Raw genomic sequence first — 12,090 nt, forward strand, 5'->3', positions numbered from 1 at the left:
GGTTCCTGTTGTGCGGGTCCGGCCTGCGCCACGGGCGGGCAGCGCAGGACGGGAGGCTCGCCCTACGTCCGGCGGCGCACCCGCGGGTCGACGACCGCGTAGACCAGGTCGACGACGACGTTCGCGGTGACCACCAGGAACGCCGAGAACACCGTGAAGCCGACGACGACCTGCAGGTCCAGAGTGTGCACCGCGTCGATGAGCAACGCCCCGAGCCCCTGCATCGAGAACACCTTCTCGGTGATGACCGCGCCGCCGAGCAGGGTCCCGAGGTCCAGGCCGAACAGCGTCACCACGGGCAGGATCGCCGTCCGCAGCCCGTGCCGCACGACGACCTGGCGCTCACGGAGACCCTTGGCGCGGGCGGTCCGGACGAAGTCCTGCCCCATCGCCTCGAGCATCTCGCCGCGGGTCAGCCGGGCGTAGATCGCGGCACTGATGAAGGCGAGCACGCACCACGGCAGCACCAGGTGCGTCAGCCAGCCGACCGGGTCCTCCGTCAGCGGTACGTACCCGCTCGTCGGCAGGATCCCGAGCACGAACCCGAACAGCAGGATCGACAGCAGCCCGATCAGGTACGCCGGCGAGGACACCCCTGCTACCGCGACGGTCATCACGGTGCGGTCGAGGGCGGAACCCGGGCGGAGCGCCGAGGCGGTCCCGCCGAGCACCCCGACGACCAGCCAGAGGAGCGCCGCACCGATCGCGATCGACGCCGTCACCGGCAGCCGGTCGACGATGAGCGTGGTGACGCTCTCGTGCAGCTGGAACGAGTACCCGAAGCAGGGCGCGGCGCACTGCACGGCCGAGACGCCGCTGCCGAACGACCGACCGGTGAAGATCCCGCCGAGGTAGGCCGTGAACTGCAGGATCCACGGCTTGTCGGTGCCGAGGAACGCCTGCACCTGCGCCAGCCGGTCGGGGGTGCAGGGCTTGTCGCAGATCGCGCGCGCCGGGTTCGTCGGCAGGAGCATGAACAGGGCGTAGGTGATCGCGGCGACGACGAGCAGCACGACGACGGCGCCGAGCACCCGGAACAGCACGAAGCGGAACGCGGTCATCGGGTGCCTCCTCGCGGGTCGAGTGCGTCGCGGAGGGCGTCGCCGAGCACGTTGAACGCCAGGGTGACGAGGAACAGGGCGGCTCCCGGGAAGACGAGGTACATCGGGTCGGTCTGCACCCATCCGACGGCGTCGCCGATGCTCCGCCCCCAGGACGGCGTCGGCGGGGTGACGCCGACGGCCAGGAACGACAGTGCCGCCTCGGCACCGATCATCGACGGGATCGAGATGGTGGCGTAGACGGTGATCGTCGCGGCCAGGTTCGGCAGGAGCTGGGTCCGGATGACGTGCCAGCGGCCTGCCCCCATCGCCGTCGAGGCGACGACGTAGTTCCGCTCGCGGAGGGACAGGGTCTGCCCGCGGATCACGCGCGCGACCGCCGGCCATCCGAAGAACCCGATGACGAGCACGACCAGCACGGGCTTCGGGAACGAGGTCGGCACGATCGCGGTCAGGGCGATCATGAACACCAGCGACGGGAAGCCGAACATCACGTCGACGACCCGGCTGAGCACCCGGTCGTACCAACCGCCGAAGAAGCCGGTGGTGACGCCGACGAGCACGCCGATGACGAGCGACACCACGGTCGCGGCGAGCCCGATGCCGAGCGACGTCCGCGCGCCGTAGGTGACGATCGCGAAGAGGTCCCGACCGGTCAGCGGTTCGACGCCGAACCAGTGCTGCGCACTCATCCCACCGAGGGGACCGCGGGGTGCGCCGAAGTCGTTGAGGGCGTCGACGTGGTAGCCGTACGGGTCCTGCCCACTGATCCGGGCGATGAGCGGTGCGGCGAGGGCGACCACGACGAAGACGGCGATGACGACCGCGGAGACCACGGCCCACCGGTCACGACGGATGCGGCCGACGACGGCACGGAAGCCGGTGCCGGAGCCCGGAGCCGGGCGGACCGGACGATCGACGACGTTCGCGGTCATGCGACCACCCCTTCCCATCCGCGCCAGGCGCGGCGGCGTTCCGCCTGCCGGGCGGGGTCGGCGACCGGTGCGGCGGCGAGCAGCATGCGGGTGTAGTCCTCCTGCGGGTCGTCGAGGACGGCCTGGGTCGTACCGTGTTCGACGATCCGCCCGTGGTGCAGCACGGCCACACGGTCGGCGAGCTGTCGGACGACGGCCAGGTCGTGGCTGACCAGCAGGCACCCGAACCCGAATTCGTCCTGCAGGTCTCGGAGCAGGTCGAGCACCGCTGCCTGCACGGTCACGTCGAGCGCCGAGGTCGGTTCGTCGGCGATGAGCAGGGCCGGCCGGAGCGCCAGGGCCCGTGCCACGGCGACGCGCTGTCGCTGCCCGCCGGAGAGCTGGTGCGGGAACCGCTCGGCCCACGACGGGTCGAGCTGCACGGCCTGGAGCAGTTCCCGGACGCGTGCGGGTCGGTCGGCGCTCGGCTCGTGCACCAGGAGCGGCTCGGCGATGCTCCACCCGATGCTCTGCCGGGGGTTCAGCGACGAGGCCGGGTCCTGGAACACGATGCCGACGCGCTTCCGGATCTCGCGGAGACGACGGCCGCGGGCGGTGCGGAGGTCCTGCCCGTCGACGTCCACCGTCCCCTCGACCACCGGGACGAGGCCGGCCAGAGCACGACCGATCGTGGTCTTGCCGGAGCCCGACTCCCCCACGAGGCCCAGGGTCTCGCCGGCGTGCAGCTCCAGGTCGATGCCCGACACGGTGGGCTCGCCGCGGCGCGAGTACCGCACGCCGACGTCGCGCAGGCGCGCGACCACCGGCCGGGAGGCGCGCCCCGCGTCGTCCGCGAGGCTCGCGCTGGGCGCCGTGGCGCGGTCCGCCGGACGCGAGCCCGGTCGCTCAGTGCGAGTCTCGGCGGAGGCGCCGTCCGGGGTGGAGGCGGGACGCGCCTCCAGAGCGGGGACGGCGGCGAGGAGCGCACGCGTGTACTCGGCCTGCGGGTGCGCGAACAGCTCGACGACCGGGCCGTGCTCGACGGGGTCGCCACGGCGCATCACGAGCACCTCGTCGGCGACGTCGGCCACCACACCCATGTCGTGCGTGATGAGCAGCACCGCGAGCCCGCGGTCACGGCAGAGGGTCCGGAGCAGGTCGAGGATCCCCGCCTGCACGGTGACGTCGAGCGCTGTGGTCGGCTCATCCGCGATGAGCGCGACCGGGTCACCGGCCAGTGCCATCGCGATCATCGCGCGCTGCAGCTGCCCGCCGGACAACTCGTGCGGGAAGGCCTTCCGGATCCGCGCCGGGTCGTCGAGGCCGGCGGACCGGAGGAGCTCGTCCACCCTCGCGGACACCCCTGCGCGGTCGAGGGACGTCGGGTGCGCCCGGACCGCTTCGGCGATCTGGGTCCCGATCGACAGCACCGGGGTGAAGGAGTTCATCGGTTCCTGGAACACCACGCCGATGCCGGCACCGCGGACCTGGCGGAGTTCCTCGACGGGTGCACCGACGAGCTCCTCGCCGCGGAACCGGGCGCTGCCCTCGACACGCGCCTGCGGTGGCAGGAGTCCGAGCACGCTCATGGCACCCACGGACTTGCCGGAACCGGACTCCCCGACGAGCGCGAGCACCCGTCCGGGCGTCAGGTCGAAGGAGACGTCACGGACGACGGGCTCCGCGTCGCCGAACGCGACGCGGAGCCCACGGACTTCCAGGATGGGACCGGTCACCGCTTGAGCGAGACCTTGAGGTAGTTCGGGTACGCCGGGAAGTCGGCGATCTGGAAGTTCTGGACGTCCGAGCCGGCCAGGAACGACTGCTTGGCGTACATCAGTGGCACGACCGGGGCGTCGGCCATGATCGTCTTGTCCGCCTTCGCCCAGGTCTTCTGCGCGTCGTCCTGGTCGACCGTCGCACTGGCCTTCGCGATGAGCGCGTCGACCTCCGGGTTGCTGTACTTCGAGACGTTGTAGCCACCGCCACCGATCTGCGACGAGTCGTAGAGCGGCTGCAGGTTGGCGTTCGCGCTCGGGAAGTCGGGCTGCCAGCTCGACAGCGACAGGTCGAAGTCGGTGCCGTTCGTGGTGGCCTGCGTGAACGAGTCGTAGTCGAGCGGCTTCAGCGTGACCGTGATGCCGGCGCGCTTGAGTCCGGCCTGCAGGGCCTGTGCCTGGGCGAGGAACGTCGGGTCGTTCTGCGTGACGAGCGTCAGCTTGAGGTCCGAGACACCGGCCTGTTCGAGCAGGGACTTCGCCTTGTCGACGTCACCCGTGGCGCTCGTCTTGTAGAGGTCGTAGTCCTGACGTCCGGCGATGCCCGGCGTGATCAGTGTCGAGGCGTACGTGCCGGCGAGGGCACCGCCCGCGGCGATCCGGAACGACTTGCGGTCGACCGCGTACTGCAGGGCCTGACGGACCTTGAGGTCCTTGAGTTCGCCCCGCTGCGTGTTGATCGCCATGTAGCTGATCGGCCCGGCCTTCGACGTGGCGAGGCGGTCCTGCGCGGACGGGTTGCTCCGGACCTGGTTGAGCTCGGCGGCACCGAGGTAGATCGCACCGAAGGAGCTCTTCGCGTCACCGTTGTCGGCGATCAGCGTCTGCGTGACCGTGGACGGGTCCTGGCTCTCCTTGAAGACGATCTTCGAGGGGCCGGCGGTGCGGACCTCGTCGGTCTTCGCGGACCAGGCCTCGTTGCGGACCAGGGTGACCTGCGAGCCCTGCTGGTTCGACTGCACCTGGTACGGGCCGGACGCGACCGGCTTGAGGTCGTACGCACCGGTGTCGGTGCCCTCGCCCTCGGGGACCGGGGTGAACGCCGGCATCGACGCGAGCCACGGCCAGTCGCCGTACGCGTCGTTGAGCTTGAAGACGATGGTCTTGTCGTTCGGGGTCTCGATGCTGTCGAGGCTCTTGCCCTCGAACGGCCCCCGGTAGTCGCTGCCACCGACCAGGAGCGACTTGTGGTAGCTGAGACCACCGGACAGGGTCGGCGCGAACGAGCGCTCGATCCCCCACTTGATGTCCTTCGTCGTGATCGGCGTGCTGTCCTGGAACTCGACGCCGTCCTTCAGCGTGTACGTCCAGGTCTTGCCGCCGTCGCTCGCGACGCCGGTGTTCGTGGCGAGGTCCGGGACGACCTTCGCGGTCTTGCCCGGCTCGACGTCCCACGTGGTGAGGCGACGGGCGACGAGGCCCATCGAGGTGATGCCGAGGCTCTGGCTCGTCGCGGGGTCGAGGTGGAACGCGGTCTGCGACGTGAGGATGTTGAGCGTGCCGCCCTTGTCCGTCCCGCCGCTCGCGTCGTCGGAGGCGTTGCCGCCCGAGCAGCCCGTGAGGACCAGGGCCGCTGCGGCGGCGACAGCCGCGGTGATGGTCAGGCGCTTCGGACGTCTCATGACGACGGGTCTCCTTGTTCGGGGGTGCCGGGTGGGCGGCGTCCATCCTGGCACCGCGCCCGGATCCGTTCCGAATCCCGCGCGTGCGGGACGACGCACGACGAAACACTCCAAGTCGTCGGCGTCGTCCGCCATTCCCGAACGGTGGTCGCGATCTGGGGACCGTGCGGTCTCCAGAGACGGCTCAGCGGTCGAAGAAGTCGCCGATCCCGGGCCACTGGAAGCCCTCGCCGAGGTTCCCGACCTGTTCGCCGAGACCGCCGAGCGCCTGCTCCCCCTGTGCGGCCACGCCCTCGACGCTGCCGCCGAGGTCGCCGAGCCCGCCGCCCACCGTGTCGCCGAGGCCGGCCGCGACGCCCTCGAAGTCCACGCCGAGGTCCGCCGCCTGCGCGAGCACCGGTCCGGCGGCCGCGCTGAGGACCGCACCGCCGGCGACCGCGACCGCGAGACCGCCGACCGCCAGGGCACCGCCACCGATCGCGGCGCCGCCGAGCACCTTGCGCATCGTCCCGGGACGGCTCGTCTCACCCCGGGTCGCGGTGCGGGCGAGACCTGCCGCGGAGGCATCGGTCCCCTGGTCGTGCTGCGGCAGTTCCGCGTTGAGTCGCTGCAGGACCTGCTGCCGCTGCTCCGGGGTGAGTCGGGCGAACGCGTCGTGGTGCGCCTGCTCGAGGCGCTCGGGGTCGGCGGTCTTCAGCAGGTAGTCGTACTTCGCGATCGCGACCCGGTCGGCCTCGTTCGCGTGGGCGCGACCCTGCCCTGCGCCCGGCTGTTGCGGCGCGGATCGCTGCTGTTGGCCGTACGGCTGCTGCTGGCCAGAGCGCGGGTGGTCAGACTGCTGGTGCTGCTGGCCCCCGCGGTCGTCGCCCGTCAGCTTCTCCGCCGCGGTGCGCACCAGCCCCCGCCAGTCCGTCCCGCCGGGTCGGCCGGGCTGCCGGTACTGCTGCACACCCCCGGGCTGCTGCCCGCTGCCGGGCTGCTGGCCGGAGCGCTTCTGGAGCTGCTTGTCGATGACCTTCGAGGCCATGCCGAGGATGCGGTTCAGGTTCGCCATACCTGACCTTTGCGTCCTCACATGTACGGTCCCGGCGACGACCCGGTGGACCAGCGGTGCAGTCCCCCGACATCCCCTGTGAGGACCGCCGCGGTCCCACTCGTGACCCTCCTCACTCCGCGTCGACGTCTTCCGGCGCCGCCCGTCCGACACTGCCGACCTCGTCCCGGTACGTTCGCCGCAACGGCGCGGTGAGTTGCCAGGCGAACACGCCGCAGAGCCCGACGGTGCCGAGCAGGACGAGTGCGAGGAACGGTACGAGATGCGATCCGATGACATCCATGCGTTGCACCCTCCGAACCGTGATGACACTGGAATACGTGTATCACGCCGGTGAGCTCGTCGTCGAGCGCGCGACCGCCGGACCGCGCTCAGAGCGAACGAGTGAAGCCCGGGACTGGCCTGACGCTCCTCGTGTCCGCCGGCGATGACACCAGGAGGTCTCTCCGGGGTCAGGCGAGCACACGCTCCAGGAACGGGTTGCGGAACCGCCCCTCCGGGTCGAGGTCCCGCGCCAGCGCTGCGAACGCGCCGAGCTGCGGGTAGACCTGGTGCAGCCGCTCAGCGCTCGCCGCCGTGACCTTGCCCCAGTGCGGCCGGGGACCGAACGGCGCGAGGGCGTTCTCGATGAGGGGCAGCGCGACCGCGACGTCCTCGGTCTGGCGGCGGAACGTGAAGTGGAACGCGACCGAGTCCCGTCCGGAGCTCGGCGCGAGCCAGGCGTCGTCGGCGGCGATGCGGCGGATCTCGGAGACGAACAGCACGGGCGCGATGGCGTCCCCGATGCGCCGGAGGGCCTGGATCGCGGGCACGGCATCGCTCGCGGCGATCATGTACTCGGCCTGGATCTCCTCGCCCGCGGACGGCGTGAACGAGGACCGGAAGTGCGGCAGTCGCTCGTGCCAGGGTCCGGGCACGCCGCCCTGTTCGGTGACGCCCGCGGTCTCGCTGCCGGGCACGGGGTGGATCGGCTCGACGCCGGCGACGGCACCGAGGGCGGCGAGGTCGATGACGGCGTCGTCACGGTCCTCGCGCCGCTTGGTCCAGATCTGCCGGATGCCGTCATCGGTGTACCCGGTGAACATGCTGACGCTGTAGCCGGCCGACATGATCGACTCGAACTGCGCGTCGACGACGTCCCAGCCGACGCCGGTGTGCACGGTCTGCGCGACGCGGTAGGTCGGCTCGATGGCCAGGTGCACCGCGACGACGACCCCGAGTGCGCCGAGGGCGACCCGGTGCGCGTCGAGCCGGGGGTCGTCAGCACCGACGACCTCGACGTCGCCGGAGGCCCGGACGATCTCGAGTCCGACGACGGACTGGGCGAGCGACGCGTTGCCGACGCCGGAACCGTGGGTGCCCGTCGCGACGGCGCCGGCGACGGAGATGTGCGGCAGGGACGCGAGGTTCGCGAGGGCCCAGCCACGGGCCTCCAGGCCGACGGCGACCTGCGCGTGCGTGAGACCGGCGGCGACGCGGGCTACGCGCCGGTCCGCGTCCACGTCGAGTTCGGGCGGGAGGCCCGTGAGCGTCACCTGCACCGCGTCGGTGTCGGCGATGGTGTTGAACGAGTGCCGTGACCCGAGCGCCGTCAGGCGCGGGGTCGAGGCGACCAGCCGCTGGAGTTCGTCCACGCTCGTCGGTTCCGCCAGGCGGCTCGCCGAGTAGGTGACGTTCCCCGCCCAGTTGGTGCGGGTGTGGGCTGCAGTGGTGGTGTCGTCGTCGATCACGTCGCTCATCGTAGGCCTCCCGACCGACTCAGAAGCCCCGGTCGAGCCGGTGCCAGGTCTGCTGCGTGCGGACCTCGTCGCGGAAGCCGCGCAGCGTGGTGTGCTCGTCGATGACCAGGAACTCGGTGCCGATCATGGTGGCGAGGTCCTCGATCACCTGGATCCCGACGGCCGTCGTCATCACCGTGTGGTGTGCGGCACCGGCGGTGAGCCAGGCTTCGGCGGACACGGGGAACGACGGCTGCGGCTCCCAGACGGCCCGGCCGACGGGCAGGTTCGGCAGCGCCTCGGTCGGCGGGACGACCTGGACGACGTTGGCGGTGAGGCGGAAGCCGTCGCGGGTGTCGCTCAGTGCGGCGACGACCGCGGGGCCGGCGTCGGCGGTGAAGACCAGGCGCACCGGGTCGTCCTTGCCGCCGATGCCGAGCGGGTGGATCTCCAGCGTCGGGGTCGACGAGGTCAGGGTCGGCGAGACCTCGAGCATGTGGGCACCGAGGATCTTCTCCGCGCCCGGCGTCAGGTCGTACGTGTAGTCCTCCATGAGCGAGGCGCCACCGGGGAGTCCGGCGCCGGCGACGTTCATCGCGCGGACGAGGACGGCGGTCTTCCAGTCGCCCTCGGCACCGAAGCCGTAGCCGTCCGCCATCAGCCGCTGGACCGCCAGGCCGGGCAGTTGCTTGAGCGTGCCCAGGTCCTCGAAGTTCGTGGTGAAGGCGGCGGACCCGTTCTCGGCGAGCAGGGCGCGGAGGCCGAGCTCGATCGCGGCGCCGTCGCGGAGGGACTGGCGTCGCGCACCGTCGGCCCGGAGCTCCGGCACCAGGTCGTAGGCGCTGTCGTACTGCGCGACGAGCGCGTCGACGGCGGCGGTGTCCGCGGTCGCGGTCTCGACGGCCGCGACGAGGTCGTTGACGCCCCAGGTGTTGACCTGCACGCCGAGCTCGATCTCGGCCTCGGTCTTGTCGCCCTCGGTGACGGCGACGTAGCGCATGTTGTCGCCGAAGCGCGTGAGCTTGAGTTCCCGGATCGCGGCGGCACCGGCGGCGGCACGGGTCCAGTCGGACACCCGCTGCTGCACGCGCGGGTCGGACACGTGGCCGACGGCGGTGGCGTGGCGGACACCCATCCGTGCCAGGGCGTACCCGAACTCACGGTCGCCGTGCGCGGCCTGGTTGAGGTTCATGAAGTCGAAGTCGATGTCCGCCCACGGCAGTGCGACGTTCGCCTGCGTGTGCAGGTGCAGCAAGGGCTTCGTCAGCGCGTTGAGGCCGCCGATCCACATCTTGGCGGGACTGAACGTGTGCATCCACGTCGTCACGCCGATGACCCTGTCGTCGGCGCTGGCCTCGATGAGGGCGCGGCGGATGCCGTCGGCGTCCTTGAGGACGGGCTTCCAGACGAGCGTCACCGGCAGCGCTCCCGCGAGCGCCTCGTGCACGGCGCGACTCTGCTCCTCGACCTGGCGGAGGGTCTCCTCGCCGTAGAGGCCCTGCGAGCCGGTGAGGAACCAGACCTCGTAGCCGTCGAGTGTGGCCTGGGGGTCGACGTTGTCCTGCGTCATCGCATGGCTCCTTCGGGGTTCTGTCCGTAGACGTTCTGGTATCGGTCGAACAGGCGGTCGACGTCCTCGGGGGCGATCGGGACGAGCTCGCCGCCCTGCTTCGCGATGTGCACGGTGCGGGCGACGTCCTCGCACATGACCGCGGCCTTGACCGCGTCCTTCGCGTCCTTGCCGATCGTGAAGACGCCGTGGTTCTGCATGAGCACCGCACGGGAGCGGTGTCCGGACAGGGTCTCCACGATGCCGCGGCCGATGGTGTCGTCGCCGATGATCGCGAACGGGCCGACCGGGATCGGTCCGCCGAACTCGTCCGCCATCGCGGTGATCACGCACGGGATCTCCTCCGCGCGGGCTGCCCACGCGGTGGCGTACGTCGAGTGGGTGTGCACGACGCCGTTCACCTCGGGCATGTTCCGGTACACGAAGGCATGCGCGGCCGTGTCGGAGGACGGGCCGTGCTCGTTGCCCCAGCCCTCGGCCGGCACGCCGTCGAGGGTGCAGACGACCTGGTTCTCCGGCGTCAGGTCCTCGCTGACGACGCCGCTCGGCTTGATGACGAACAGGTCGGTGCCGGGCACGCGCTCGGAGACGTTGCCGCCGGTCCAGATGACCAGGCCGTAGCGGACGAGTTCGCCGTGCAGTCGGGCCACGCGCTCACGCGCTGCGGCGACGGCCGCTCGGGTGGTGTCGTCGGTCATCAGTTCACGTCCTGTTCCTGCTGGTGTTCGGTCGGGAGGCCCGGGCCGGGTGCCGTCGTCGACTCGCCGCTCGACGTGGCCGCGTCGCGGGCGCCGGGGACCGCGGCGGCGATCGCCTGGATCGGCAGCGCCGCGCGGAAACGGTCGAGGTACACGGTGAACCCGTCGACGTCGCGCTGGTCCGGGTCGACCACGTTCGAGTCCGCCGTCCCGAACACGGTCGTGTCGAGGTACTCGGCGAGCGAGGCGTCGGCGGCGTGCTCGAGGTAGGCGGCGAGGACGGCGATGCCCCACGCCCCACCCTCGCTGGCGGTCGCCTCGAGGGCCACGGGCACGCGGAGTGCGGCGGCGAGCTGGCGCTGCGGCAGCCCGGGCGTCCGGAAGAGCCCGCCGTGCGCGGTCATCCGGTCGACGGCGACGCCCTCGCCGTGCAGGACCTCCATGCCGATGGCGAGCGTGGCGAAGGCGCCCATGAGTTCGGCGCGGACGAGGTTGCCGAGCGTGAAGCGGGCGTCGGGGGCGCGGAGGAGCAGCGGTCGGCCGTCCTCGACACCGGTGACCGGTTCGCCGGCCAGGTAGTTGACCGCGAGCAGGCCGCCGGCGTCCGGGTCGGCGGTGGCGGCCTCGTCGAGCAGCGTGCGGAACACGGAGTCGGCGTCGGCCGGGCTGCCGGCGGCCTCGGCGAAGCGGCCGAACACGCGGGCCCAGCTGCCGATCTCGCTGGCGCCGTTGTTGCAGTGCACCATCGCGACGGCGTCGCCGGCGGGGGTGGTGACGACGTCGAGCTCCTCGTGCGGGGTGCCGAGCGGCCGCTCGAGCACGACCATCGCGAAGATGCTCGTGCCGACGCTGACGTTGCCGGTGCGTTGGGCGACCGCGTTCGTGGCGACCATGCCCGTGCCGGCGTCACCCTCGGGCGGGCAGAGCGGTGCACCCGGCTGCAGTGTGCCGGTGGGATCGAGCCAGGCGGCGCCCGCCGGGGTCAGGGTGCCGGCGTCCTGGCCGGCGACACGGACCTCGGGCAGGAGTGCGCGGAGGTCGGGGACGCCGATCAGGTCCTGCGCGGTGCTGAGCATCCGGGCGTCGTAGTCGCCGGTGGCGGGGTCGATCGGGAACATGCCCGATGCGTCGCCGACCCCGAGGACGTCCTGCCCGGTGAGCTGGCGGTGCACGTACCCGGCGAGCGTCGTGATGCCCGTGGTCTGCGCGACGTGCTGCTCGTCGTCGAGGACGGCCTGGTACAGGTGCGCGATCGACCAACGGAGCGGGATGTTGAAGCCGAGGGCGTCGCTCAGCGCAGCCGCAGCGGGGCCGGTCGAGGTGTTCCGCCAGGTGCGGAACGGCACGAGCAGCTCACCGTCGGCGTCGAACGGCAGGTAGCCGTGCATCATCGCCGAGACGCCGACCGCGCGGAACGTCGTCGGCACCGAGCCGTGCTGCTCCTGCAGGTCGGAGACGAGTGCGGCGTACGCGGCGCGGACGCCGGTCTCGACGGCTGCCAACGGGTACGTCCAGCGGCCGTCGACGAACTCGTTCTCCCACTCGTGGGAGCCCGCGGCGATGACCGTCAGGTCCTCGCCCACCAGACACGCCTTGATCCGGGTCGACCCGAGTTCGATGCCGAGGGTCGTGCGGCCGTCCGCGATCTCGCGGGTCCGGTCGTCGCTCATGGTGG

10 protein-coding genes are annotated in these 12,090 nt (G+C 71.6%); all 10 read right to left on the minus strand.

Annotation, left to right across the window (positions count from 1 at the left end):
• Positions 1–62: 62 nt before the first annotated feature.
• The 10 genes from DEJ24_RS13140 to DEJ24_RS13180 all read right to left on the minus strand — a co-directional run bounded on the left by DEJ24_RS13140 (position 63) and on the right by DEJ24_RS13180 (position 12,085).
• Positions 63–1,061, minus strand: coding sequence for an ABC transporter permease (locus DEJ24_RS13140; protein WP_111079001.1), 999 nt, complete (start codon positions 1,059–1,061; stop codon positions 63–65).
• The gene (locus tag DEJ24_RS13145) at positions 1,058–1,996 is read right to left on the minus strand and encodes an ABC transporter permease (RefSeq protein ID WP_111079002.1); all 939 of its coding nucleotides are present in this window, start codon (positions 1,994–1,996) and stop codon (positions 1,058–1,060) included. Before DEJ24_RS13145 ends, DEJ24_RS13140 begins: the two co-directional genes overlap by 4 nt.
• Complete coding sequence (locus DEJ24_RS13150) at positions 1,993–3,711, minus strand: ABC transporter ATP-binding protein (protein ID WP_111079003.1); 1,719 nt, start codon at positions 3,709–3,711, stop codon at positions 1,993–1,995. The genes DEJ24_RS13145 and DEJ24_RS13150 overlap by 4 nt, the downstream gene beginning before the upstream one ends.
• Positions 3,708–5,375, minus strand: coding sequence for an ABC transporter substrate-binding protein (locus tag DEJ24_RS13155; RefSeq protein ID WP_111079004.1), 1,668 nt, complete (start codon positions 5,373–5,375; stop codon positions 3,708–3,710). Before DEJ24_RS13155 ends, DEJ24_RS13150 begins: the two co-directional genes overlap by 4 nt.
• Before the next feature lie 184 nt (positions 5,376–5,559).
• Positions 5,560–6,429, minus strand: a complete 870-nt coding sequence (locus DEJ24_RS13160; protein WP_111079005.1) for a cation-transporting ATPase — start codon at positions 6,427–6,429, stop codon at positions 5,560–5,562.
• 112 nt (positions 6,430–6,541) lie between these two features.
• Positions 6,542–6,712, minus strand: a complete 171-nt coding sequence (locus DEJ24_RS16960; RefSeq protein WP_181432943.1) for a hypothetical protein — start codon at positions 6,710–6,712, stop codon at positions 6,542–6,544.
• 169 nt (positions 6,713–6,881) lie between these two features.
• A complete protein-coding gene (locus tag DEJ24_RS13165) occupies positions 6,882–8,159 on the minus strand; it encodes a D-arabinono-1,4-lactone oxidase (protein ID WP_258374820.1) in 1,278 nt (425 codons plus the stop codon).
• A gap of 28 nt (positions 8,160–8,187) precedes the next feature.
• The gene (gene araA, locus DEJ24_RS13170) at positions 8,188–9,717 is read right to left on the minus strand and encodes an L-arabinose isomerase (protein WP_111079007.1); all 1,530 of its coding nucleotides are present in this window, start codon (positions 9,715–9,717) and stop codon (positions 8,188–8,190) included.
• Positions 9,714–10,415, minus strand: a complete 702-nt coding sequence (locus DEJ24_RS13175) for an L-ribulose-5-phosphate 4-epimerase (RefSeq protein ID WP_111079008.1) — start codon at positions 10,413–10,415, stop codon at positions 9,714–9,716. Before DEJ24_RS13175 ends, araA begins: the two co-directional genes overlap by 4 nt.
• The gene (locus DEJ24_RS13180; protein WP_111079009.1) at positions 10,415–12,085 is read right to left on the minus strand and encodes a xylulokinase; all 1,671 of its coding nucleotides are present in this window, start codon (positions 12,083–12,085) and stop codon (positions 10,415–10,417) included. The genes DEJ24_RS13175 and DEJ24_RS13180 overlap by 1 nt, the downstream gene beginning before the upstream one ends.
• Positions 12,086–12,090 lie beyond the last annotated feature (5 nt).

It is taken from the genome of Curtobacterium sp. MCPF17_001, assembly GCF_003234615.1.
Classification (GTDB): domain Bacteria; phylum Actinomycetota; class Actinomycetes; order Actinomycetales; family Microbacteriaceae; genus Curtobacterium.